Annotated in this window: 18 protein-coding genes, 1 tRNA gene, 1 rRNA gene and 1 riboswitch (1 of these 21 only partly in view); of the genes, 12 read left to right on the plus strand and 8 right to left on the minus strand. The window is 63.4% G+C overall.

What is annotated here, in order from left to right:
• Positions 1-76: transfer RNA gene (locus WDM24_RS37080), tRNA-Ile, on the minus strand; it reaches 1 nt to the left of the window's first position.
• A 210-nt stretch (positions 77-286) separates the two neighbouring features.
• Positions 287-1,777: ribosomal RNA gene (locus WDM24_RS37085) — 16S ribosomal RNA — on the minus strand.
• A gap of 853 nt (positions 1,778-2,630) precedes the next feature.
• On the opposite strand from WDM24_RS37085, the gene WDM24_RS37090 reads away from it, so the two are divergent.
• From WDM24_RS37090 to WDM24_RS37100, 3 genes are all read left to right on the plus strand, one after another.
• Positions 2,631-4,691: a M23 family metallopeptidase gene (locus WDM24_RS37090; RefSeq protein WP_338829240.1), complete on the plus strand. Its 2,061-nt coding sequence runs from the start codon at positions 2,631-2,633 to the stop codon at positions 4,689-4,691.
• Positions 4,692-4,874: 183 nt separating this feature from the next.
• Complete coding sequence (locus WDM24_RS37095; RefSeq protein ID WP_338692338.1) at positions 4,875-5,237, plus strand: SPW repeat protein; 363 nt, start codon at positions 4,875-4,877, stop codon at positions 5,235-5,237.
• 93 nt (positions 5,238-5,330) lie between these two features.
• A complete protein-coding gene (locus tag WDM24_RS37100; protein ID WP_338829241.1) occupies positions 5,331-5,597 on the plus strand; it encodes a hypothetical protein in 267 nt (88 codons plus the stop codon).
• A 56-nt stretch (positions 5,598-5,653) separates the two neighbouring features.
• Here WDM24_RS37100 and clpB read toward each other — a convergent pair whose 3' ends face one another.
• Both clpB and WDM24_RS37110 read right to left on the minus strand, forming a co-directional pair.
• Positions 5,654-8,305, minus strand: coding sequence for an ATP-dependent chaperone ClpB (clpB, locus tag WDM24_RS37105; protein WP_338829242.1), 2,652 nt, complete (start codon positions 8,303-8,305; stop codon positions 5,654-5,656).
• 191 nt (positions 8,306-8,496) lie between these two features.
• The gene (locus tag WDM24_RS37110; RefSeq protein WP_338829243.1) at positions 8,497-9,060 is read right to left on the minus strand and encodes an XRE family transcriptional regulator; all 564 of its coding nucleotides are present in this window, start codon (positions 9,058-9,060) and stop codon (positions 8,497-8,499) included.
• A 57-nt stretch (positions 9,061-9,117) separates the two neighbouring features.
• Here WDM24_RS37110 and WDM24_RS37115 point away from each other — a divergent pair, with 57 nt between their 5' ends.
• The 3 genes from WDM24_RS37115 to WDM24_RS37125 all read left to right on the plus strand — a co-directional run bounded on the left by WDM24_RS37115 (position 9,118) and on the right by WDM24_RS37125 (position 11,535).
• Complete coding sequence (locus WDM24_RS37115; protein ID WP_338832515.1) at positions 9,118-9,633, plus strand: N-acetyltransferase family protein; 516 nt, start codon at positions 9,118-9,120, stop codon at positions 9,631-9,633.
• 91 nt (positions 9,634-9,724) lie between these two features.
• A protein-coding gene (locus tag WDM24_RS37120; RefSeq protein WP_414645651.1) for an IS630 family transposase occupies positions 9,725-10,671 on the plus strand; the annotation gives its coding sequence in 2 pieces (ribosomal slippage) (positions 9,725-10,073 and positions 10,073-10,671; 948 coding nt in all).
• A 72-nt stretch (positions 10,672-10,743) separates the two neighbouring features.
• Positions 10,744-11,535 carry an MOSC domain-containing protein gene (locus tag WDM24_RS37125; RefSeq protein ID WP_338829244.1) on the plus strand — a complete coding sequence of 264 codons (792 nt, stop codon included), beginning with the start codon at positions 10,744-10,746 and terminating at the stop codon, positions 11,533-11,535.
• A 42-nt stretch (positions 11,536-11,577) separates the two neighbouring features.
• On the opposite strand, the gene WDM24_RS37130 is transcribed toward WDM24_RS37125, so the two are convergent.
• Positions 11,578-12,240 (minus strand): TIGR02594 family protein, encoded by a 663-nt coding sequence (locus tag WDM24_RS37130; RefSeq protein WP_166299353.1) that lies wholly within the window; start codon positions 12,238-12,240, stop codon positions 11,578-11,580.
• A 231-nt stretch (positions 12,241-12,471) separates the two neighbouring features.
• Here WDM24_RS37130 and WDM24_RS37135 point away from each other — a divergent pair, with 231 nt between their 5' ends.
• The gene (locus WDM24_RS37135; protein WP_338829245.1) at positions 12,472-13,344 is read left to right on the plus strand and encodes an alpha/beta hydrolase; all 873 of its coding nucleotides are present in this window, start codon (positions 12,472-12,474) and stop codon (positions 13,342-13,344) included.
• Between the two features lie 132 nt (positions 13,345-13,476).
• Here the strand turns inward: WDM24_RS37135 and metW are convergent, their stop codons facing one another.
• Both metW and metX read right to left on the minus strand, forming a co-directional pair.
• Positions 13,477-14,139 carry a methionine biosynthesis protein MetW gene (metW, locus tag WDM24_RS37140; protein ID WP_338829246.1) on the minus strand — a complete coding sequence of 221 codons (663 nt, stop codon included), beginning with the start codon at positions 14,137-14,139 and terminating at the stop codon, positions 13,477-13,479.
• Complete coding sequence (gene metX / locus WDM24_RS37145; RefSeq protein WP_338829247.1) at positions 14,136-15,341, minus strand: homoserine O-acetyltransferase MetX; 1,206 nt, start codon at positions 15,339-15,341, stop codon at positions 14,136-14,138. Before metX ends, metW begins: the two co-directional genes overlap by 4 nt.
• 85 nt (positions 15,342-15,426) lie before the next feature.
• A riboswitch (SAM riboswitch) is annotated at positions 15,427-15,506 on the minus strand.
• A 174-nt stretch (positions 15,507-15,680) separates the two neighbouring features.
• Between metX and WDM24_RS37150 the strand changes: the two genes are divergently transcribed.
• From WDM24_RS37150 to WDM24_RS37165, 4 genes are all read left to right on the plus strand, one after another.
• Positions 15,681-16,544 carry a chorismate mutase gene (locus WDM24_RS37150; RefSeq protein WP_338829248.1) on the plus strand — a complete coding sequence of 288 codons (864 nt, stop codon included), beginning with the start codon at positions 15,681-15,683 and terminating at the stop codon, positions 16,542-16,544.
• A 39-nt stretch (positions 16,545-16,583) separates the two neighbouring features.
• Complete coding sequence (gene hisC, locus WDM24_RS37155) at positions 16,584-17,681, plus strand: histidinol-phosphate transaminase (RefSeq protein WP_338829249.1); 1,098 nt, start codon at positions 16,584-16,586, stop codon at positions 17,679-17,681.
• A 4-nt stretch (positions 17,682-17,685) separates the two neighbouring features.
• Positions 17,686-18,618, plus strand: coding sequence for a prephenate/arogenate dehydrogenase family protein (locus WDM24_RS37160; RefSeq protein WP_338829250.1), 933 nt, complete (start codon positions 17,686-17,688; stop codon positions 18,616-18,618).
• A gap of 1,072 nt (positions 18,619-19,690) precedes the next feature.
• Complete coding sequence (locus WDM24_RS37165) at positions 19,691-20,986, plus strand: serine hydrolase domain-containing protein (RefSeq protein WP_338692349.1); 1,296 nt, start codon at positions 19,691-19,693, stop codon at positions 20,984-20,986.
• Between the two features lie 134 nt (positions 20,987-21,120).
• On the opposite strand, the gene WDM24_RS37170 is transcribed toward WDM24_RS37165, so the two are convergent.
• A complete protein-coding gene (locus tag WDM24_RS37170; protein WP_338832516.1) occupies positions 21,121-22,053 on the minus strand; it encodes a tripartite tricarboxylate transporter substrate binding protein in 933 nt (310 codons plus the stop codon).
• A 282-nt stretch (positions 22,054-22,335) separates the two neighbouring features.
• Between WDM24_RS37170 and WDM24_RS37175 the strand changes: the two genes are divergently transcribed.
• On the plus strand, positions 22,336-25,137 hold the full coding sequence (locus WDM24_RS37175; protein ID WP_338829251.1) for an ATP-binding protein: 2,802 nt from the start codon (positions 22,336-22,338) through the stop codon (positions 25,135-25,137).
• The last annotated feature ends 6 nt before the right edge of the window (positions 25,138-25,143 follow it).

Genomic DNA, 25,143 nt, shown 5'->3' on the forward strand with positions numbered 1-25,143 from the left:
GGTGGGCCTGGGAAGACTTGAACTTCCGACCTCACGCTTATCAAGCGCGCGCTCTAACCAACTGAGCTACAAGCCCCTAACACGAGAGGCATGCCGGCGCGCAACCGACTTGCGCCGGTGCATCGCTCAAGCGCTCAGCCCCTGGCGCGTGTTCGTCCGCGAAGAAAGAGAAACGAAGACGGCGAAATCCCGCCAATGGAGCTCAACAATCCTGAAACTGTTGGCCCCTGAATGTTTCTAAAACGATCCGATAGAACGCGTGAGCGATCTGAATGATCATCCTTAGAAAGGAGGTGATCCAGCCGCAGGTTCCCCTACGGCTACCTTGTTACGACTTCACCCCAGTCGCTGACCCTACCGTGGCCGGCTGCCTCCCTTGCGGGTTAGCGCACCGTCTTCAGGTAAAACCAACTCCCATGGTGTGACGGGCGGTGTGTACAAGGCCCGGGAACGTATTCACCGTGGCGTGCTGATCCACGATTACTAGCGATTCCAACTTCATGGGCTCGAGTTGCAGAGCCCAATCCGAACTGAGACGGCTTTTTGAGATTTGCGAAGGGTCGCCCCTTAGCATCCCATTGTCACCGCCATTGTAGCACGTGTGTAGCCCAGCCCGTAAGGGCCATGAGGACTTGACGTCATCCCCACCTTCCTCGCGGCTTATCACCGGCAGTCTCCTTAGAGTGCTCAACTAAATGGTAGCAACTAAGGACGGGGGTTGCGCTCGTTGCGGGACTTAACCCAACATCTCACGACACGAGCTGACGACAGCCATGCAGCACCTGTCTCCGGTCCAGCCGAACTGAAGAACTCCATCTCTGGAGTCCGCGACCGGGATGTCAAGGGCTGGTAAGGTTCTGCGCGTTGCGTCGAATTAAACCACATGCTCCACCGCTTGTGCGGGCCCCCGTCAATTCCTTTGAGTTTTAATCTTGCGACCGTACTCCCCAGGCGGAATGCTTAAAGCGTTAGCTGCGCCACTAGTGAGTAAACCCACTAACGGCTGGCATTCATCGTTTACGGCGTGGACTACCAGGGTATCTAATCCTGTTTGCTCCCCACGCTTTCGTGCCTCAGCGTCAGTATCGGGCCAGTGAGCCGCCTTCGCCACTGGTGTTCTTGCGAATATCTACGAATTTCACCTCTACACTCGCAGTTCCACTCACCTCTCCCGAACTCAAGATCTTCAGTATCAAAGGCAGTTCTGGAGTTGAGCTCCAGGATTTCACCCCTGACTTAAAGACCCGCCTACGCACCCTTTACGCCCAGTGATTCCGAGCAACGCTAGCCCCCTTCGTATTACCGCGGCTGCTGGCACGAAGTTAGCCGGGGCTTATTCTTGCGGTACCGTCATTATCTTCCCGCACAAAAGAGCTTTACAACCCTAGGGCCTTCATCACTCACGCGGCATGGCTGGATCAGGCTTGCGCCCATTGTCCAATATTCCCCACTGCTGCCTCCCGTAGGAGTTTGGGCCGTGTCTCAGTCCCAATGTGGCTGATCATCCTCTCAGACCAGCTACTGATCGTCGCCTTGGTGAGCCATTACCTCACCAACTAGCTAATCAGACGCGGGCCGATCTTTCGGCGATAAATCTTTCCCCGTAAGGGCTTATCCGGTATTAGCACAAGTTTCCCTGTGTTGTTCCGAACCAAAAGGTACGTTCCCACGCGTTACTCACCCGTCTGCCGCTGACATATTGCTATGCCCGCTCGACTTGCATGTGTTAAGCCTGCCGCCAGCGTTCGCTCTGAGCCAGGATCAAACTCTCAAGTTGGACTTGAAACCTTGAACCGGCTGATCACAACGTTTGACGAGGTCCCACCATTCTTCGCCGACCGAAGTCGACGAGCTGTCCGCGATTCACATCGCTGACAACGATGGTGTAACCTTTAAAACGTGTACCGCCGAAGTCTTTCGTCCACCCTCAGAACGTCAAAAGCCGAAGCTTTCAAGTATTCCGAGGGACGCAAGGACTCCGCCGTCCACGTTTCTCTTTCTTCATCTTTACTTGTCAAACAGCCCGGGATCCGACGACCCCACACCCTAGAGGGTGGTTCTACCCTTCAGCAATCGATGGTAAACCCCAACCGATTTATGTCGGCTGTTGTGTCACTCATCGAAGTGAGGAGCATAAAGGGCGCGAATGCTTGCCTTGGCCGGTGGGCCAATGCAGCGCCGCGCTCAGTGGGTGTCTTATAGGCCCGCCCCTTCGGACCTGTCAACACTCATCGTCAAGAAATCGTCGCATGACGACAAACTTTTTTCAGGGGCGGAAAAGTCCCTGATATTTGGGGACCTTGCGCCGCACTTGAGCCACAATCCTGCGACGTTCTGGCTATAAGGTATGCATTGAACCGCTCGAAACCTGTGGGGGCTCGGGTGGTTTTTTCGGGGGACCAGGCGATTTTCTCCAAGAACCCGTCGCCTCTTTCCCTACACGGCCGAGCAACATCGAGAGATCTGCACACCATTGACGTTCGAGATCGCGGCTAGCTAATGGCCATCGGCTTCTCGGCTTCGATGCGTGTGGCTCGCCACACTGCCGGAATTCCTCGTCGAGGAATCGAGGTGGGAACAGGGACGAGCAGAGGTCGATCGCAGTTGCTGGAATTTGGGGGGATACAGGGTTGAGCCAACGGGCGTCACGCGGAAGCGGCATTGGGCGCGAGACCGGGATGATCGATCTCGGTCACGAGCCGCCGCTTTCAGTCGACGGCACCGAGGCTGCGGTGATCGATCGCCGCCGTGTCTCCGTTCAATGGTTCAGCGGCACCATTCTGACTGGTCTATGTGGCGCGGCCCTGATCGGCGGCGCCGTTTTTGCGTCGCTCGACGGCGAAATGACTTTTGCCAAGGTGCCGGAGCGCGTCGAAGGCGCGCTGCGCGGCGCGTTCACCGGCAATGATCGCGTCGTCAGCGTGCACAAGGGCGACCGCCTGCCGCCACCCAGCGAATCTTCCGCCTCCCGCAGCCTGGTGCGCGTATCGACCGTAACCCGCGTCGGCAATCGCGACGTGATGCGGGTGCGGCCCTTCATCCGCATTTCCGGCAATCTCTCGATGACCACGAGCGATCTGTCGGCAAAAATACCTGCGTTCAACGCGCAACGTCTTCTGACCGATGTCGGCTCCGACACGCCGGCGGCGACCGAGGATCCGAATGCGGCGGCCGAGCCCGACGCCGAGGTCTCTTTCGTCACCAAGGATCTGGCATCCGTGCTGCCGAAAGCGAAGCTCGCCGCCGTCGTCGCGCTCAATGACATCCTGATGCGGGTCCGCGACGCCGCCAATTGGCGCGGCTCCGGCAACTCAGTGCGCTACGCCTCACTCGCCAATGCCGCGGCCGACGCGACCGGCACCGGGCCCGATATGAGGCTGGCCTACGCCGCCGAGGGCAACGCCCCCGATCCCTATGCGGGCTTCGAGACCCGTGTAGTGCCGGAGAACGTCACCCTGCTGCCGAAGACCAAGGAGCAGGTTACCGGCGGCAATCCGATCGGTGAACGGGTTCACCTCGTCAAGAAGGGCGACAGCATCACCTCGATCCTGCGCGATCAGGGCGCAACGGCGGACGAGGCGAAGGCGATTGCCGCTACGCTCGGCCCGCGCGGCCGCGACGGCGGCCTGAAGGAAGGCCAGAAGGTGCGAATCCTGATGGCGCCGGCAACTCCCGGACCGAATGTCAGACTGCAGCCCTATCGCGTCATCGTCGCCAACGAATCCGCCGTTGAGGCAGTCGCCGCGCTGTCCGATATCGGCAAATACGTCGCCGTCGACGTGCAGAGCATGAACACCACGACCGATACCGCCGACAATTCCAGCGACGATGACGAGGATGATGGCAGCGGCGTGCGGCTCTATCAGAGCATTTACGAGACCGCGCTGCGCAACAAGGTGCCGCCGACCGTGATCGACGACATGGTCAAGATCTACTCCTACGACGTCGATTTCCAGCGCAAGGTGCAGCCTGGCGATTCCTTCGACGTGTACTATGCCGGCGAGGACGAGGGCGTCACCAGCACCGAAAAGACCGAAGTGCTCTACGCCGCGCTGACCGTGGGCGGCGAAACCAAGAAGTACTACCGCTTCCAGAGCTCCGACGACGGCGTCGTCGACTACTATGACGAGACCGGCAAGAGCGCGAAGAAGTTCCTGGTGCGCAAGCCGGTCAACACCGCGATCATGCGTTCGGGCTTCGGCGGCCGCCGCCATCCGATCCTCGGTTACGTGAGAATGCACACCGGCGTCGACTGGGCCACCGCCTACGGCACGCCGATCTTCGCTTCCGGCAACGGCGTGCTCGAAAAGGTCGGGTACGAGGGCGGTTACGGCAAATATATCCGCATGAAGCACTCCAACGGCTACGAGACGGGCTATGGCCATATGTCGGCCTTCGCCAAGGGCATGGAGGCCGGCAAGAAGGTGCGGCAGGGCCAAGTGATCGGCTTCGTCGGTTCGACCGGCGCATCGACCGGCCCCCACGTCCATTACGAAATCCTGGTCAACGGCCGATTTGTCGATCCGCTGCGCGTGAAACTGCCGCGCGGCCGCTCGCTCGAAGGCCCGATGCTGGCGAATTTCGAGAAGGAACGCGACCGGATCGAAGCCCAGATGTCGAGCCGCGGCAGCGCCCGCATCGTCTCGGACGCCACCAGCTCGACGTCGCAGACGCGCTCCACCAACCGCTGATGATGCAAGAGGCCGGCCCGTCCGGCCGCGCAGATCCTACGAAACGCTGTAGGCGCAGATCAGATACGATGCCGTTTCCAGGCCGTCACGCCGCCAGTTTCGTTAAATTTCGCGCCGCAAGATGGGAACCCGAACGGCGATCATCCAGTTGATTCGTCAGTGAAACCTCCAATGGAGGGTGTCATGGAGAACTGGACGAACGCAAAACTGTGTGACGTCGCAAACCTGATCCTCGGCGCGATTCTCTTCCTGTCGCCGTGGCTGTTCAAGTTCGACGCCGGAACGGTTTCCACCAACGCCCACATCGTCGGCCTCGCGATGGCGATCCTTGCGATCGCCGCGCTCGCGGCATTCGCGGTCTGGGAGGAGTGGCTGAACCTCATCGTCGGGTTTTGGGCGCTGGTCTCGCCCTGGGTCCTGGGTTTCCAGGGAATGACCACCGCGACGACCGTGCACGTGGTGATCGGCATCGCCGTCGCAGTCCTTGCGGCGATCGAGCTCTGGGTAATGTCCCAGCATCCGCCTCGGCTCACAACGCACAGCTGAGCCTTGAACTGATGCGTCCCTGCCCGCCGGCGCGGATCGCCGGCGGACAGGGGTTCGGTTGTGCTCAACGAAGATAGCACAAGGATTTGCGCCATGACCCCGCTCACGCGCGACGACGTGCTGAAGGCCGTCGGCCACGCCGACGACGTCACGATTGCCAGGATCATTGCATCGGGAGCAACCGTCACCGAGCTTGCCGAGGCGCAGGCCTGGCTTGCCAACGACGAGCCGCTGATCAATGCCGGCAGGCCATTGGCCACGGGCCGCGCCCGCGAGCTGGTCGACATCCTGTCCGAGCTCGAGCCCGGCGAGGACGACGAGCCCGGCAGCCCGTCGCCGCCGATCGTCCCGCAAGAGTGATTCGCAAACCAAATCCTCCCCGCGATCTGCGGGGAGGATTTTTTATTGTTGAGCCGTCAGTTCAGCTTGCGCTTCGAGACCGGGGCCTCGAACTGCACGATCTCGGCGGTTTTGGGCACCTGACCGTTGAAGGTCAGCACGTTACCCTTCTCCGAAATCTTGACGTGATCGCCGTCCCTGACCTCGCCGGCGAGGATCATTTCGGCCAGCGGGTCCTGCACGCTGCGCTGGATCACCCGCTTCAGCGGACGGGCACCGTAAGCCGGATCCCAGCCCTTCTCGGCGAGCCAATCCCGCGCCTTCGCGTCGAGCGCGAGCTCGATCTTGCGATCCTCGAGCAGCTTGCGCAGCCGCGCGAACTGGATCTCGACGATGCGGCCCATCTCGCTCTTCTGCAGGCGGTGGAACAGGATGATCTCGTCGATGCGGTTCAGGAATTCCGGCCTGAAATGCGCCCGCACGACGCCCATCACCTGATCGCGAACTGCCGCCGTGTCCTCGCCTTCCGGCTGATTCACCAAAAACTCCGAACCGAGGTTCGAGGTCATGATGATCAGCGTGTTGCGGAAGTCGACGGTGCGGCCCTGACCATCGGTCAGCCGGCCGTCATCGAGCACCTGCAACAGCACGTTGAAGACGTCGGGATGCGCCTTCTCGATCTCGTCGAACAGCACGACCTGGTAGGGCCGGCGCCGCACGGCTTCGGTCAGGGCACCGCCCTCGTCGTAGCCGACATAGCCGGGAGGCGCGCCGATCAGCCGCGAGACCGAGTGCTTCTCCATGAACTCGGACATGTCGAGGCGGACCATCGCGGTCTCGTCGTTGAACAGGTCAGCGGCGAGCGCCTTGGTCAGCTCGGTCTTGCCGACGCCGGTGGGGCCCAAGAACATGAACGAGCCGGTCGGCCGGTTCGGGTCCTGCAGGCCTGCGCGGGCACGGCGCACCGCGGTTGCCACCGCACGCACCGCTTCGGCCTGGCCGACGACGCGCTTGGCGAGCGAGTCCTCCATTTTCAGGAGCTTGTCCTTTTCGCCCTCGAGCATCTTGTCAACCGGCACGCCGGTCCAGCGCGAGACGACCTGCGCGATGTGGTTAGCGGTAACCGCCTCCTCCATCATCTCGCCGCCGCTCTGCTTGCTGCTTTCGGCTGCCTCGATGTCGGCGAGCTTCTTCTCCAGCGCGGGGATCCGGCCATAGGCCAGCTCGCCCGCCTTCTGGAATTCGCCACGACGCTGTGCATTGGCAAGCTCGACGCGGAGTGCGTCGAGTTCGCTTTTCAGCTTCTGGGCATTGGAGAGCTTGTTCTTCTCCGCGCTCCAGCGTGCCGTCAGCGCCACCGACCTCTCCTCGAGCCCGGCGAGTTCCTTCTCCAGCGTCTGCAGGCGGCTTTTCGAGCCGGCATCGTTCTCCTTCTTCAACGCCTCCTGCTCGATCTTGAGCCGGATGATGTCGCGATCCAGCGAATCGAGCTCTTCGGGCTTGGAATCGACCTGCATCTTCAGCCGCGCCGCCGCCTCGTCCATCAGATCGATGGCCTTGTCGGGGAGGAAACGGTCGGTGATGTAGCGGTTCGACAGCGTGGTCGCGGCCACCAACGCGGTGTCGGTGATGCGCACGCCATGATGCTGCTCGTATTTGTCCTTCAGGCCGCGCAGGATCGAGATGGTGTCCTCGACCGTCGGCTCGCTGACATAGATCGGCTGGAACCGGCGGGCCAGCGCGGCATCCTTCTCGACATGCTTGCGGTACTCGTCGAGCGTGGTCGCACCGATACAGTGCAGCTCGCCGCGCGCGAGCGCAGGCTTCAGCAGGTTGGACGCGTCCATCGCGCCGTCGGCCTTGCCGGCGCCGATCAGCGTGTGCATCTCGTCGATGAACAGGATGATGCCGCCCTCGGCGGTCGAGACCTCCTGCAGGACGGATTTCAGCCGCTCCTCGAACTCGCCGCGATATTTCGCGCCGGCGATCAGGGCGCCCATGTCGAGCGACAGCAACTTCTTGTCCTTGAGGCTCTCCGGCACGTCGCCGTTGAGGATGCGCAGCGCCAGGCCCTCGACGATCGCCGTCTTGCCGACGCCGGGCTCACCGATCAGGACGGGATTGTTCTTGGTTCGCCGCGACAGCACCTGGATGGTACGACGGATCTCCTCGTCACGGCCGATCACCGGGTCGAGCTTGCCGTCGCGCGCCGCCTGGGTCAGGTCGCGGGCATATTTCTTCAGCGCGTCATAGGCGTTTTCGGCGGTCGCGCTGTCGGCGGTGCGGCCCTTGCGCAGCGCTTCGATCGCCGCGTTCAGGTTCTGCGCCGTGACGCCGCCCTTGCTCAGGATGGAGGCGGCCTCGCTGCCTTTCTCGAGCGTGAGCCCGAGCAGCAGCCGCTCGACGGTGACAAAGCTATCGCCGGCCTTTTCGGCGGCCTTTTCCGCAGCGTCGAAGGCACGCGCCAGCTCCGGGGACAGGTAGACCTGCCCGGCACCGTTGCCCGAGACCTTCGGCAGCTTGTTCAGCGCCTCTTCGGTCGTCTTCAGGATCGCTCTGGAATTGCCGCCTGCACGGTCGATCAGACCTCCGGCCAGCCCCTCATTGTCGTCCAGCAGCACCTTCAACAGATGCAACGGCGAGAACTGCTGGTGACCGTCGCGCATTGCGAGCGATTGGGCAGACTGGATGAATCCGCGCGAGCGCTCGGTGTACTTCTCAATGTTCATTCGTTTTCCCTCGGCCTGCCATCGTCACCCATTCAGGCATGACAACAGCATCTTCATTGGGGTTCCGCGGGCCGCGTTGATGTTCCTCAACCAGCCTCTGGTCGTCGCCATCATTTTTCAGGCTTGCCGCAGATGTGGGCACTTGGTTCCAAAACGGAAGAGCCACAGCTTGCGATTTCACCCGATCGAGCTCAGCGCCGCACGATGGCGACAAGGTAGCGGCAGGGCTGAGCAGTTTCGTTACGGAAGACGATGTCCGATGGCGGGCCGAGCTCGACACGGTCACCCGTAGCGAGCTCGTGGCGGACCGCCCCTTCCACCAGGGTGAGGCGGCCGCTGATCACCCAGACCACCTGGCGGACCAGGTGATAGGCGCTGGCGGGGAAGCCGGCTTCCTGCCGGGCCGGCAGCTCGATCTCCACCAGTTCCAGCGGATTGGCCGGATGCAGGAACACCTGCCGCCGCAGATAGGCCGCCTTCGGATCGCGCCACACCGGCTGATCCTTGGCCCGCTGCAGGCGGGAACCGTCTGACGCAACCTCAAACAGCGCGGCCATGGTCAGGCCATAGGCCGTGGCGATCCGCGACAGCGTCGCCGCCGTCGGGCTTGCCTCCGCCCGCTCGATCTTGCTCAGCATGGCCTTGGACACGCCTGCCCGGCCAGCGAGTTCCGCCAGCGACCAGCCGCGGCCCTCCCGCTCGGCGCGAACCCGCCGCCCGAGAGCATCATCGGCCTTGTCCTCTATAATTGACATGTTGTCTTATATAGTGGACAACCGGGGTTGTTCAAGAGGCCCGTCGAGGAACTGCTGATGATCATCCGCCCCGCCACCGAGCAGGACATTCCTGCGATCACCGCGATCTTCAACGAGGCGGTCGCCAACTCGAACGCGATCTGGACCGAGAAGCGGGATACCGACGCCGAGCGGCTGGCCTGGATGAGGGCGCGGCAGGCGTTGGGTTATCCGGTGCTGGTGGCCGTCGAGGGGACGACGGTGCTCGGCTACGGCACGTTCGGCGATTTCCGGGCCTTTCCCGGCTATCGCTACAGCGTCGAACACAGCATCTATATCCACGCCGATCATCGCGGCCGCGGCCTTGGCCGCGTCATCATCGACGAGCTCGTCGCCGCTGCGATGGCGCTCGGCAAGCACGTCATGATCGCCGGCATCGACGGCGGCAATCAGGCCTCGCTGCGGCTGCATGCGCAGGCCGGCTTCGTCGAGGTTGCCCGGATGCCGGAGGTCGGGCGCAAGTTCGGCCGCTGGCTCGATCTGGTGTTCATGCAGCGCGTGCTGGATGAGGCCGGCGCGGCGCGGCCTGACTAGAGCATTTTCCGACCGGAAAGAATCGGGTGGGGATTCCCAAAACGGCGCGAGTCAGATTCAAGCTGCATGCTGGCGAGGGAGGCCAGCATGTATGGCCAGGGCGCTTTCGGTTGATCTTCGCCAAAGGGTGGTAGCCGCGATTGACGGTGGCATGTCCTGTCGACAGGCTGCTGAGCGCTTTGGTGTCAGCGCGGCCAGTGCGATCCGCTGGCGCGGTCGCCTCAAGAAAGTTGGCGACATCGTTCCTAAACGCCAGGGCGGTGACCGCAAATCGCAGCGCATCGAAGCGCATTCGCAATTGATTCTGGAGGCGGTGACAGCGAGGCCGGATATCACGCTTGCCGAGTTGCGAGAACTGTTGAAACGTCGTGGAATATCGACTGGCATCGCGTCGCTCTGGCGTTTTTTCCAGCGCAGAAAGATCACACTTAAAAAAAGACAGCGCACGCCGCCGAGCAACGGCGCGGCGATATAAATGCCGCACGTGAGGAGTGGTTCGAAGGGCAAATCGACCTTGACCCTGAGCGTCTCGTCTTCATCGACGAAACCAGCGCCAACACCAAAATGGCGCGGCGTTACGGGCGCTCGCCACGCGGCGAGCGATGTCGTGCAGCTATCCCACACGGACATTGGAAGACGACGACGTTCACCGCTGGATTGCGCTCCGACGGTCTGATCGCGCCGCTTGTTCTGGACGGTCCAATGGATGGCGACGCTTTCCTGGCCTACGTCGAGCAATTGCTCGCCCCATCGCTGCGGCCGGGCGATACCGTTATCATGGACAACTTGCCCGCTCACAAGGTCCATGGCGTTCGAGAGGCCATCCAGGCGGTCGGAGCTAGCCTGCTCTATCTTCCGCCCTACAGTCCAGACTTCAACCCGATTGAAATGGCCTTCTCCAAACTGAAAGCGCTGTTGCGGGCCGCCGCAGCGCGCACCATGCCCGATCTCTGGCAAGCAATCGCCAACGCTCTCAAACGCTTCTCACCCGAGGAATGTCAAAATTATCTCGTCGCGGCTGGTTACGACGCAACGTGATCGGAAAACGCTCTAGCTGCCTTACTAATGGCGGCGGTTCTCCTCGCGCGCCAAACAGGCTAGAGCGGGCGGATGGACAATACGCAAGCTTCCTCCGCCCGGATCACAGGCATCTATCGCTACCCGGTCAAGGGACTCACGCCCGAGCCCCTGCCCCGTACCGAGCTCAAGATCGGCCAGACGCTGCGCTCGGATCGCCGCTACGCGATCGAGAACGGCCCGAGCGGTTTCGATCCGTCGGCGCCGAAATGGTTGGCGAAGCCGCATTTCCTGATGCTGCAGCGGGACGAGTGGCTGGCGCCGCTGCGCACCCATTTCGACGATGACAGCCATGTGCTGACGCTGCGCCGCGACGGCGCGATGCTGGCCCAGGGCGATCTCGAGACGGAAGCAGGGCGCGCGGCGATCGAGCGCTATTTCGCCGACCGTCATGCCAGCCAGATCAAGGGACCGCCCAAGGTCCTGGTCAGCCCGGGGCACAGCTTTTCCGACGTCCCGCGCAAGGTGGTCTCGATCATCAACCTGGCGAGCCTGCGGGCGATCGAGGAGATGGTACAGGCGCCGGTCCATCCGTTGCGCTTCCGCGCCAACCTCTATGTCGAGGGCTGGCCGGCCTGGCACGAAGCCAGCCTGCTCGACCAGACCATTGCGATCGGCAGCGCACGGGCCAGGGTGGTGAAGCGCATCACCCGTTGCGCCGCGGTCAATGTCGATCCCGAGACCGGCGTGCGCGACCTCTCGGTCCCGAACACGCTGATGCAGCGCTTCGGCAACAATGAATGTGGCATCTACGCCGAGATCATCAGTGACGGCGATGCGGCCGTCGGCGACACGATTGCCGCCGAACAGCCGATGGCTTCGTAGGCCGGGCAAGGCGCGCATGCGCCGTGCCCAGCTTTCGGCGGATCAGTTGGTCGGCATCACGTAGGCGTAGATCCGGCCGCGTGAGACCGGTGCCTCGCGGACGCGATGGCCGCTGTTGCCCGAGATCATGATCGGATTGCCCTTGGCATCGACGCCGGTGATGATGCCGACGTGACCGCCGCCGCGGCGGCTCATCACGGCGATGGCACCGACCTGCGGCCCGGAAACGCGCTCACCGTATTTGGCGAACGAGCTCGCCATGTCGGAGCCGGTGCCGCGATAGCCGGTGTGCTGCAGCACCATGTTCATGAAGCGCGCGCACCACAGGCTACGGCGGTCGGTCGGATTGCCGCCGAGATAGCGGCGCGCCTCCGCGACGATGCCGGACGAGCCGAAGCCGCTTGCAGCACTCACGCCGCCGGTGTTGGGCACGGCTTCAATGCCGGGCATCACGGCCGCGTTGGCCTCGGTAAGGGCTGTGGCCTGCGTCAGCGCGCGGCGCTCGGAGCGCGACAGCCGCGCGGCGTGGCGATAGTGATGACGGGCATAGTGCCGCGCGTGATGGCCGGCATGGGCCGAATGCGCGTGACGCGAATGATGCGGACGGGCGGACGCCGGAGCGGCGGAGATCACGGCGAGCGTGAGCGAACACAGAGCCAGTGCCAAAACCCGAAGCGACCGGCGATACGCAAGCAACTGAACCATACTTCTCGAGATCCTCTGTAACACCCCCGATTCCCCATCGCGTTCCCTTGGGAACGCGGCGGTGGTTTTGAAATTCGGGATGTGGCGAGAGGAAGATTTCATGCGGCGCTGCGGAAACGATTTCTGGGTCATTCCGCGCAAACTCCATGACCAAAAATAATCGGAGCTGCCGCATTGCGGCCGCGAAAATTAATTGCAAATCTGAGGCTGGCCAACGAGAGGAGAATTTCAATGCCCCACGCCGTCGCGAAAGATAATGTCCGCCTGCATTTCGAAGAGGCCGGCCACGGAACCCCGATCATCTTCCTGCACGAGTTCGCCGCGGACCACACCAACTGGGAACCGCAGATGCGCTACTTCTCGCGCGGCCATCGCTGCATCGCCTATTCCGCGCGCGGCTACACGCCATCGGACGTGCCGCCGTCTGCCGACGTCTATACCTACAAGCATTTCTACACCGACGCGCTTGCGGTGCTCGACCACCTCGACATCGCGAAGGCCCACTTCATCGGCCTGTCGATGGGCTCCTATTCGTCGCTGCAGGTCGCCCTCAATGCGCCCGAGCGCGCGCTTTCGATGACGCTCGCCGCGGTCGGCTCCGGCTCCAGCCTCGAGAATCTCGAAGCCTTCCGCGCGCAGTGCCGCGCCAATGCCGAGCAATATGAGACCATCGGCTCGGTCGAGGTCGCCAAGGTGACGCGCGAGGCGCCGAGCCGGATTCCGTTCCTGGTCAAGGATCCGCGCGGCCATGCCGACTTCTACGCCGCGCTCGCCCGCCATGACGCCAAGGGCTCGGCCAACACGATGCGCAGCTTTCAAGGCGGCAGGCCTTCGATCTACACCATGACCGAGGCCGTCAAGCGCGCGGCCACGCCGGCGCTGATCCTGTGCGGCGACGAGGACGACAATTGCATCGCGCCCAGCATGTTCCTGAAGCAGCATCTGCCGGCCGCCGGCCTGTCGTTCTTCCCGAAGTCGGGTCACGTGCTCAACCTCGAGGAACCGGCGCTGTTCAACGAGATGGTGGAGCGCTTCATCGCGCTGGTCGAGGCCGGCCGCTGGCCGGTGCGCGATCCGAGGTCGCTGGTGGCGACGCCGGTGTAACCTACTGTCATTCCGGGGCTCGCGAAGCGAGAACCCGGAATCCATTGGGCCGCAAACTTCGTGGATGAATGGATTCCGGGTTCGATGCTGCGCATCGCCCCGGAATGACGACCGTGATTGGCTACGCAGCTGCTACTTTGCCCCGCCTCGGCTGAGCAGGAACACGCCCTGCTCGCCGAACATGTTCCACACCCACCACGGCAGATTGAGCGGCACCGGGCGGCCGTAGAGATCGAGCGCGACCGCGCGCTCCATCTTGACGTTGATCTCGTCGCAGAGCTGCACGAAATCCTTGATGGTGCAGAAATGGATGTTGGATGTGTCGTACCAGCTGGCCGGCAAATTCTCGGTGCGCGGCATGTGGCCGCCGATCAGAAGCTGCAGCCGCATCTTCCAGAAGCCGAAATTCGGGAACGAGACGATCGCGCGCTGGCCGATGCGCAACAGATTTTCCAGCACCACCTTCGGCTGCCGCGTCGCCTGCAGCGTCTGCGACAGGATCACGTAGTCGAAGGCGTCATCGGGATAGTTGACGAGGTCGGTGTCGGCGTCGCCCTGCACCACCGCGAGCCCCTTGGCGACGCAGCCGTTGACGCCCTCGCGCGACAGCTCGATGCCGCGGCCGTCGATGCCGCGGCTCTCCAAAAGCTGCAGCAATTCGCCGTCGCCGCAGCCGACGTCGAGCACGCGCGAGCCCGGCCGCACCATGTCGGCGACCAGCAGATGATCGGTGCGATAGCTGCCGGTTCGCTCGGGCGCGACGCCCGGCAAAGGCAGGGTTTGCTGCATGCTCATGATTGGCCGCCGCCGTTCAATCCGCGCGCCTTGCCTGCGGCCTGCAGGAAGGCGCGGGAGATCTCCAGGAATTCGGGCACGTCGAGCAGGAAGGCGTCGTGGCCTCTGTCGGTCTCGATCTCGGCGAACGACACCCGCGCACTCGACGCATTCAGCGCGTGCACCAGCGCACGCGATTCCGAGGTCGGAAACAGCCAGTCGCTGGTGAACGACACTACGCAGAACCGGGTCTTGATGCCGGCGAACGCCTTCGCCAGCACGCCGTCATGGTCGCCGGCGATGTCGAAATAGTCCATCGCGCGGGTCAGATAGAGATAGGAGTTGGCGTCGAAGCGCTCGACAAAGGACGAGCCCTGGTAGCGCAGATAGCTCTCGACCTGGAAATCCGCATCGAACGAGAAGGTCGGCAGCTCGCGGTCCTGCATCCGCCGCCCGAACTTGCGGTGCAGCGCCGCGTCAGAGAGATAGGTGATGTGCGCAGCCATCCGCGCAACCGCCAATCCGCGATGCGGATGCGTGTCCTCGTCGACATAGCGGCCGCCGCGCCAGTCCGGATCGGCCATCACGGCCTGGCGGCCGAGCTCGTGGAACGCGATGTTCTGCGCCGAGTGGCGCGTCGAGCAGGCGATCGCGAGCGTCGCGAACACGCGGTCGGGATAGGCCGCGGTCCATTGCAGCACCTGCATGCCGCCCATCGAGCCGCCGACCACGCAGAACAGCGTCGTGATGCCGAGCCGATCGATCAGCATCGCCTGCGCGCGCACCATGTCGGGGATCGTGATGATCGGGAAATCGAGCCCCCACACCTTGCCGGTCGCAGGATTCAGCGACGCCGGCCCGGTCGAGCCCATGCAGCCGCCGATCACGTTGGAGCAGATGATGAAGTATTTTTCGGGATCGATCGGCTTGCCCGCGCCGACCATAGTGTCCCACCAGCCGGGCTTGCCGGTGACCGGATGGGTGTTGTTGACGTGCTGGTCGCCGGTCAGCGCGTGGCAAACCAGGATCGCGTTGGAGCGGTCGGCATTGAGCTCGCCATAGGTCTGGTAGGCGATCTGGAACGGCGCGAGATCGACGCCGCAATCGAGCTTCAGCGGCTGGTCCATCCCGAACTTCGCCAGCAATGACGACGGATGATCCGCCTCATGGGCGCGATCATCACTCTGGGTTTGTGGGCTCGGTATCGGACGCACATTGCTCATCTAGGCGACCCTGCCTCCGCGCGGGAGGGCTCGACGGACCTCAAGCCAATAAAAAACCCGGCCTGAACAAAGGTTCGGCCGGGAGCTGATAAGGTCCCCGGCCTGTTTAGCGAGTTGTTTAACGTGGCTGCAAGCCGGCCGGCTCAAATGACCACGGGACGCAGGGAACGTAGTCCCCGGCTCCCCCGCCGTCAAGGCAGCCAGATCCCCGGCCGATTGGTTAACCGAATGCGCAAGGCACGCCTGCGACGTTTCTCTTTGCTTTCGGTGGCTGTCTTTTCTAATCAGGGACCCTGTCTGACGCGGCATCGGGCCGGGCGGACAACAAGGTTTTAGAGCATGTCCAAGCCACCCCCGTCGCCGCCCTCGCTGCAGGAGCTGCGCAAGGAGATCGATGCGATCGACGAGCAGGTTCACCGCCTGTTGATGGCGCGCGGCGACATCATCGACCGCCTGATCCAGGTCAAGAAGACCCAGGAGGTCGGCTCGGCGTTCCGCCCGGCGCGCGAGGCCAGCATGATGCGCGAGCTGGTACAGCGCCATCGCGGCATCCTGCCGCTCGACACCATCGAGAGCATCTGGCGCGTCATCATCTCGACCTTCACCTATGTGCAGGCGCCGTTCGCGGTGCATGCCGATGTTTCCGTCGGCGAGTCCGCCATGCGCGACTCGGCGCGGTTTCACTTCGGCTTCGTGGTGCCCTACGTCTCGCATTTCAGCGCGCAAGCCGCGGTCGAAGCGGTGGCGAAATCGAAGGGCGACCTCGCGCTGGTCTCGGCGATCGCGAGCCGCACGCCGTGGTGGAATGCGCTCGAAGTCGACGGCGCACCGAAGATCATCGCGCGGCTGCCATTCCTCGAACGCGCCGACCATCCCGCCGCGCTGCCGGTGTTCGTGATCTCGCGGGTCGCCGACGACGCCATGGTGACCGAGGTCGAGATGTGGAGCGTGCGCGTCTCCGGCTGGAACGCCGATGTCGCCCGCGCCCTGGCCCCGCTCGCCGAGATCGTCGCGGTCCCCGACACCGCCTTCGACGGCGCGGCCTTGCTGGTCTCGGTCACCGGGCACGACCTTAAGAACAAGGGCTTCGAGAAGATCAAGTTCGCGCTGATCGAGGCCGGCGCCTCGGTCCGCTCTTCGGCCCTCGTCGGCAGCCACGCAACGCGCTATACGGTGCCGACTAACGGGTCGGCCAGGACTTGAAGTAAGAGCTAGCCGCCCGTTGTAGATCCGGAGTTGATAATGTCCCGCCCCGTGCCGAACCCCGGCATTCTCGATATTGCGCCCTATACGCCCGGCAAGAGCCCGGTGCCGGAACCGGGCCGCAAGGTGTTCAAGCTGTCCGCCAACGAGACGCCTTTCGGGCCGTCGCCGAAGGCGATCGCGGCCTACAAGGCCGCGGCTGACCATCTCGAGGATTATCCGGAGGGCACCTCGCGCGTGCTGCGCGAGGCGATCGGCCGTGCCTATGGCCTCGATCCCGACCGCATCATCTGCGGCGCCGGCTCCGACGAGATCCTCAATCTGCTGGCGCACACCTATCTCGCACCCGGCGACGAGGCGATCTCGACCACGCATGGCTTCCTGGTCTACCCGATCGCCACCATGGCGAACGGCGCCAGGAACGTGATCGCGGCCGAGACCAACTTCACGGCCGATGTCGACGCCATTCTCAAGGTGGTGACGCCGCGCACAAAACTGGTCTGGCTCGCCAACCCGAACAATCCGACCGGCACCTATCTGCCGTTCGACGAGGTCAAGCGCCTGCGCGCGGCGCTGCCCTCGCACGTGCTGCTGGTGATCGACGCCGCCTATGCCGATTACGTCTCGCGCAACGATTACGAGCTCGGCATCGAGCTGGTCGCGACGACGGACAATACGGTGGTGACGCACACCTTCTCGAAGATCCACGGCCTTGCCGCGCTGCGGATCGGCTGGATGTTCGGCCCGGCGCATATCGTCGATGCCTGCAACCGCATCCGCGGTCCGTTCAACGTCACGACGCCGGCGATGCTGGCGGCGGTGGCGGCGATCGAGGACTCTGCGCATGTGCAGATGTCGCGGACCCATACCGAGCGGTGGCGCAACTGGCTGACCGAGGAGATCGGCAAGCTCGGGCTGAAGGTGACACCGAGCGTCGCCAATTTCGTGCTGATCCATTTCCCGACCGACAAGGGCAAGACCGCGGCGGAAGCCGACGCCTATCTCACGCGGCGCGGCCTCGTGCTGCGCGCGCTCAACAATTACAAGCTGCCGCATGCGCTGCGCATGACCATTGGCACCGAAGAAGCCAACCGCCTCGTGGTCGAGGGACTGCGCGACTTCCTGGCCGGAAAGTGACATCGTGACCACCGCTCCGCTCTTCAACCGCATCGCACTGATCGGCTTCGGCCTGATCGGCGGCTCGATCGCGCGCGGCGCCCGCGCGCAGGGGCTGGTCGGCGAGATCGTGACCACCGCGCGCTCGGAGAAGACGCGCGCGCGCGTCGCCGAGCTCGGCATCGTCGATCGCGTCGTCGAGACCAATGTCGAGGCGGTCAAGGATGCCGACCTCGTCATCCTCTGCATCCCGGTCGGCGCCTGCGGCCCGGTGGCGGCCGAGATCGCTGGCCATCTGAAGCCCGGCGCCATCATCTCCGACGTCGGCTCGGTGAAGGGCGCCGTCGTCAAGGACATGGCGCCGCATCTGCCTGGCGGCGTGCACTTCGTGCCGGCGCATCCGGTGGCCGGCACCGAGCATTCGGGGCCGGATTCCGGCTTCGCCGAGCTCTTCATCAACCGCTGGTGCATCCTGACGCCGCCCGAAGGCACCGATCCCGCTGCGACCGACCGGCTGCGCGCGTTCTGGGCCGCGCTCGGCGCCAAGGTCGAGATCATGACGCCGGACCATCATGACCTCGTGCTCGCGATCACCAGCCATCTGCCGCATCTGATCGCCTACACCATCGTCGGCACCGCCGACGAGCTGGCGCAGGTGACGGAATCCGAGGTCATCAAGTTCTCCGCCGGCGGTTTCCGCGACTTCACCCGCATCGCGGCGTCGGACCCGACGATGTGGCGCGACGTGTTCCTCGCCAACAAGGAGGCGGTGCTCGAGATGCTCGGCACCTTCACCGAGGACCTGTCGAAGCTGACCCGCGCGATCCGCCGCGGCGACGGCGAAGCCTTGTTCGACCACTTCACCCGCACCCGCGCCATCCGCCGCGGCATCGTCGAGACCGGCCAGGATTCCGCGGCGCCGGATTTCGGCCGGCCGCATGCGAATTTGAAGAAGTAGGATCACGCGTACCGCTTTCTCCACTTCGTCGTCCTGGCGAAAGCCAGGGGACCCATAACCACCGCATTCGGTGATGAAGGGGATTGTGGCCCCAGCGTCGCGCAACAATTCAGATTTGGGGTAATGGGTCCTGGCTTTTGCCAGGACGACCATGAGGATGGTTCTCGATTCAATCTGTCAAACAGCCTGTTCGGTGTCATCACCCGCGCATGCGGGTGATCCAGTATTCCAGAGACGCCGGTGCTGGAGCCGAAAGGCCGCGGCGTACTGGATCGCCCGGTCCCGTCTACGCCAAGGCTTCGACGAGGCCACGAATCTCTGGCACGCCGAAGCTTTAGCGAAGGCGGCGAGCCGGGCGATGACAGTGTGGGTGGGGACACAGCTTCGCGTTCTCGCGACATGATTTGTCCGAGCTTTGCGTCTCGTCTCGCCCTCGCCTCAAACAGAGGGCGCAGGGAAAGCCGGGTGCCGATCGCACCCATGGGTCCCGCGTAGTAAAAAACGCGGGAGGTAGGACCACAGGTGTAACCGGAAACATCCCGGCTTTCCCTGCGCGATGGGTTACGGCTTATTTCGCGCTCTCCCCGGCGAGACTGGGCTTGTTTGTCACCGCCTTCACAAGACGCGATAGCGTTTTGTGAAAAGACACCTACCACTAGGGCGTCAGGACCACACGACTTCACCGTCCGCTTCACACGCATTCGTCGACTGCGCGCTCGGCGTCCACCGCATCTCACCGCAACACCCGTGACGATGCGCAGCGCCCCTCGATCGGGTGAGACGGGCGAACCATACACTGAGTTGTTTTTCTGATAAAGCGAAATATTTTCAGCGCGTGGGCTTGACAGGTTTTGCTGAGTTGCCCGTCGGGTTGTTTTGTCGCAGCCAGATCGCGCCGTCATGGCACGATCCGGGACCTGTCCTCATAAACATCGGCGCCCGAGGGCGAGGCGGAAAGTCGTCTCGCTCTCCCGCAATCGTCGGCTTTTGCCCGAAGCGGACTTGGCGCCAGTCACCGCCGAAGCTCGTGTTGACCCCTGCCGAAAGGGGCCCCTTATGGTAAAACTATTTCATGTCTCAATTTGTCGTCTGCTCGCGAAACGCCAAGTCGACGGTCCTCAATATCAGCCGTCGAGCCTTGCTCGCGTTCATAGGAAGCCTCGTTGCCCTCCCGATTTCACGTGCTCAGGACAATGCGGCCTCAGGCAGCAGCAACGATTTTGAGCATCGTATCCAGCGCATCGTGAATGCCCTAAGGCCTGCTATCGCCGACGCCAGCGGTCGTCCGATGAGGCTTGCTGATCGGATGAACGAACTGCACGTTCCTGGCGTCAGCATCGCCGTGATTCATGGCGGCGGAATCCAGGCCCGCGGGTTCGGGGCCGCCACCATCGGTGGTCCGCCTGTAACGCCTGAAACGTTGTTCCAAGCGGCCTCAATCAGCAAACCGGTTACCGCTGTGGCGGCGCTCGCATTGGTTCAGGCCGGGAAACTCGATCTCGATGGCGACGTCAATTTAGCCCTTAAGACCTGGAGAATTCCTGTTAACTCGTTCACCGATCAATCAAGGGTTACACTTCGAAGCCTGCTGAATCATTCGGCTGGTATAACCGTTCCCTATTTTCCGGGATATCCTGCAGGTGCACCCGTTCCGTCACTCGGCGAGGTTCTCAACGGCGCGCCGCTGTGGTGTCGTGCCCTAGCCCGGTTCGAGCTGTCAGCGCATGATTGGTTTGCACTATGCGCGCCTGCAAACACCGCGCCTGTCATTGTCGATCACGAGCCCGGCGCCAGGTTCGCGTATTCTAGCGGCGGCTATACTATAGTGCAGCAATTGCTCATCGACGTAACTGACAAGGCGTTTCCAGAACTGCTTGAAGAACTTGTCCTCAAGCCGTTCGGAATGACCCACAGCAGTTTCCTCCAGCCGCTGCCCAAAAATGTCGCTCAAAATGCCGCAACACCCTATCGAGCGAGCGGAGCGCCGGTACCGGGAGGTCCCCATACCTATCCGGAATTGGCTGCCGCGGGATTGTGGACGACCCCTACCGACGTCGCGCACTTTGCGCTGGGTGTGCTGGACGCATGGACCGGCCGCGACACATCCGTGTTGTCTCAGGCCACGACCCTTCAAATGCTCACACCGGGTCTTGGCGATTATGGACTGGGTCTGATTGTTCGCGGAGTCTCGCCGCATCGACGATTTCAGCATAGGGGCGTCAATGATGGATTCGTCAGTTCGATGATCGTGTTCGAAAATGGTGATGGCGCCGTTATCATGACGAACGGGGCTCGCGGTGGAGAACTGGCCAGCGAGCTCATGCAAAGTATCGCAGCGGAATATGATTGGCCGGATGGCCAGCCCTAGGATGATTCCGCCAATCAACATAAGCCGGCAAGCGTTGGGTTGATTGGTCGGAAGCGATCCGGGCGTTGACCGTGTCTCTTTGAATGTCCGTTGTTGGAGAGGAAGCGGACGCGACCAATTTACGAGTACACGTCCTACGCCGGCGGCAGGCCGAGCGACTGGGCGGCCTCCATCCAGCCCGGCAATTCGCGCTGATACAGCGCGTTGCTGTCCTTGAAGCCGATCGCGGGCTCCAGCACGAAGGTGTTGAGAACTTCCTTCACCTTGGCATCATCGTTGGCGGCGACGCAGAGCTCGGACAGCCGGTCGACGATCGGCTGCGGCGTCGCCTTCGGCACCGCCCAGCCCGAGAAGCCGCTCAAGGTGAAGAATTTCGATGTCGCGCCTTGTTCCGGCAGCGTCTTGATCTCAGGGATCGCGGCGACCTTCTTGGAGTGCACCGCGAACACAGTGCCGCGGCCGCTCTGCAGCGCGGATTGCGCAGCGGTGTAGCTGCCCATCGCGACATCGAGCGTGCCTTCCGCGAGCCCGGTCCACATCGGCGCTTCGCCACGATAATGGATCGGCTCGATGGTGAGGCCGTATTGCTTGTTGAGCTCGTTGATCGTCATGTGCGGCGCCGAGCCCGCGCTGTAGGTGCCGAAATTCACCTTGCCGCTGCTGCGTGCATGGGCCACGAAGTCCGCCAGCGTCCTGACGCCGAGCTTCGGGTTCGCGACCAGCGGCAGCCCGGCGCCCGGGATCACGCTGACCAGCGTCAGGTCCTTGTCCATGTCATAGCCGGGGTTCTTCATCATCGCCCGGTTCATCACATAGGTGGCCGAGATCGAGCAGAGGATGGTGTGGCCGTCGGGCGCGGCGCGCGCGACTTCCGCTGCGCCGATCGAGCCCGAGGCGCCCGCCTTGTTCTCGATGACGACGGTCTGCCCGACCTGCCGCGAGATGTATTCGCCGAAAGCACGCGCCAAGAGGTCGGTCTGCCCGCCTGCGGGGTAGCTGCAGATCATGCGGATCTGCCGCGACGGCCACGCCGCCTGCGCCGAGGCCCGGCGCGACAGCAAAGGCATCGCGGCAGCCGCCGCGCCGGCAGCGACGACGTGACGGCGACTGAATTTCACCAAAGCGATTCCCTCCCTGAATTTTCAACGAGGTTATCGCATCGTCCGGCGACAGCGACGGGACAGATTGGCGCAGCGGGCGCGTCGGGCCGGACGCGACAGCCGACAGGCAGACGACCAGTCGGCGATTGTGTACGATAAGGCTCCTGCACCGCTCTCCACCCGTGATAGGATGGGTCCGATACAGACTAGATCGATGCAGCCCGGTGCGACGTCTGGAACGGTTGCGGGATGGCCAAGCGGACGAAGAAGACACAACCGCAGACGGGATCGCTCGCCCCCACCACCCGATCTCCAACCCCACGCTTACAAGGCCGCGAGCAGGACGTTGCTCTTATCGATCGGTTGATCGACCGCATCGATCAAGGCGGATCGACGCTCATTGTCAGCGGCGAGCCCGGAATCGGGAAATCGACCCTGCTCGAAATCGCCAGGCAGCGAGCCGATGAGCGCGGCTTTTCGGTCCTCAGCATGGCTGGCGTCCTGGCCGAAGTTCATTTGCCGTTCGCAGCGCTCGAGCAGGCATTGCGGCCTCTGATGAAGCAGGCCGCGCGCCTGATTCCCCGGCAACGGTCGGCGCTGCTGGCCGCCTTCGGCATGCATGACGACGCGGGTCCGCCCGATCTCTTTCTGGTGGGGCTGGCGGCGCTGTCCCTTCTCACCGAACGCGCAACGCGCGGGCCCATCCTACTTGTTGCCGACGATGCCCAGTGGCTGGATCAGGCAACCTACGAGGTGTTGGCGTTCATCTCGCGCAGGCTGAGTTCGGACCCTATCGTTCTGCTGCTGGCCATGCGCGATGGTTTCAATCGTCCGTTTGGAGATGCCTCCACACTGCGGCTGCATCTTGCCGGACTTGATCGCGTCGATGCCGAGCGCCTGCTGGACGCCAACGCACCGGGCCTGTCGGCCGATCTGCGCGGCCGCTTCCTCGAACAGGCTGCCGGCAACCCGCTGGCCCTTGTCGAACTGCCGCGCGGCGAGCGGGCAACGGAAGCGCGCGATGCACCGTGGCTTCCACTCACGGAGCGTCTGGAACGCGCCTTCTCGAGCCGCGTGTCGGACCTTCCAGATTGGACCCGAACCCTGCTGTTCGTGGCGGCGGAAAATGACGGAACTTCGCTGTACGAAGCTCTGCATGCCGGCGAGGCGGTATTGGGCGTGCGGGTCGGGGTCGACGCCCTGGCGCCGGCTGTCGCCGCCGGACTGATCGAGGTCGACGCCACCGACGTACGTTTCCGCCATCCGCTGGTTCGCTCCGCGATGCATCAGGCGGCTGAGCTGGCGACGCGTCAAAAAATTCACGCAGCGCTGGCGAGGACCATTCAGGATCAGTTGGATCGCCAGCTATGGCATCGCGCGGCGGCGACGATCGGACCGGACGACGAACTGGCGGACGAACACGACCGTATGGCGACCCGGGCATTGCGGCGGGGCGCCGTTGCCATGGCGATCGCGGTTCTTGAAAATGCGGCCCGACTGAGCAGTACGGCGAAAGCCAGGAGCGACCGTCTGCTGCGGGCTGCCGAACTTGCAGCCGATCTGGGACAACCAGATCTCATGGAACGTCTGCTCCGCCAGGCCGACGTCGATGAAAGCGACCCGCTCACATCGGCCAGGATCGGCTGGTGTCGCGAGATCGGCCAACCTCCGGCGATCGATGATCCCGCAAAGATCCCGGCCCTGCTTGGATTCGCCGCCCGGGCCCACGCCGCAGGCGCCACGGGTCTGGCAGCCAATCTTCTTTGGCGTGCCGCGCAACGCTGCTGGTGGAGCAGTGCAAGCGACGAACTCCGCACCAGGGTTTTTGTTGCGGCAGACCGGCTGAAGCTGCCGGCGAGGGATCCTCTTCTGCTCGCGATCTCCGCCTATGTCGAACCGCTTCGCCACGGCGGTGACGTGCATGTCAAACTCCACGAGCTTTCCAGAGCAAGGGATGGCGATCCAGTCGTTGCGGGAATCCTGGGAAGCGCTGCGAATGTCATCGGCGCCTTCGATCTCGGCACAGGCCTGCTCGCCGGGTCCAGTGCCGCGCTACGCGCACAGGGCCGGCTCGGCGATCTTGCGCGGGTGCTGTTCGCGCAGGGTTGGGCCGAAATGGAAGTCGGCGACTGGACGAGTGCGACGAGGGAGGCCGAAGAATCGGTCCGGCTTGCCGAAGAGACAGATGGCACCTTGTGGATCGCGGCGGCCACGATCCTGAAGGCGCACCTCGCCGGAATGCAGGGCAATCTGGAGCAATCCGAAGCGCATGCGGCGCAGGCGGAGCGCCTGATCGTATCGATAGGCGCCAGCTTCCTGCTCGCAATGCTGCAGCTCGCGCGTGGCATTTCCGCGATCGGCGCAGGCCGGCACTGGGAGGCCTATCAACAGCTGCGACGTCTGTTCGCACCTGCCGATCCAGCCTTCAATTCCGGTCTCCAGTTCTTCGGACTTGCAGATTTCGTCGAATCCGCTGTGCTCTCTGGCAACCCCGAAACGGCCCGTGCAGTGGTCGACGAAATGGAGCGTGGATCGGCCCCGACCCCGGTCCCCTGGGTCGAGACCATGCTCCACTACAGCAACGCGCTGCTTGCGGCACCTGAGGATGCCGAACAGTCCTTCTTGCACGGTCTCGGGCCGGCTGCGAAGAGATGGCCATTCCTGCGAGGACGGCTTCTTCTCGCCTATGGCGGCTGGCTGCGCCGGCAGCGGCGCCCCGCCGACGCGAGGGCCCCGCTGCGCGAAGCTCGCGACATCTTCGACGCACTCGGTGCTTCGCCCTGGAGCGACCGCGCGCGGGAGGAACTACGTGCTTCAGGGGAAGCCAGCCGCCGGCGGACCGAGCAGGTATGGGAGACGCTGACTCCACAGGAGCTTCACATCGCGCAACTCGCCAGTGAGGGCCTCTCCAACAAGGAAATCGGGGCCAAGCTGTATTTGTCCCACAGAACGGTCGGCTACCATCTGCACCGGATATTCTCGAAGACCGGCATCACCTCGCGATCCGGCCTGCGCCACATTCTTGCCAAGACCAGCCCTTCCGCGAGCTAACCCGAC

Origin of the sequence: Bradyrhizobium sp. 27S5, assembly GCF_037217225.1 — a bacterium.
Taxonomy (GTDB): Bacteria; Pseudomonadota; Alphaproteobacteria; order Rhizobiales; family Xanthobacteraceae; genus Bradyrhizobium; species Bradyrhizobium septentrionale.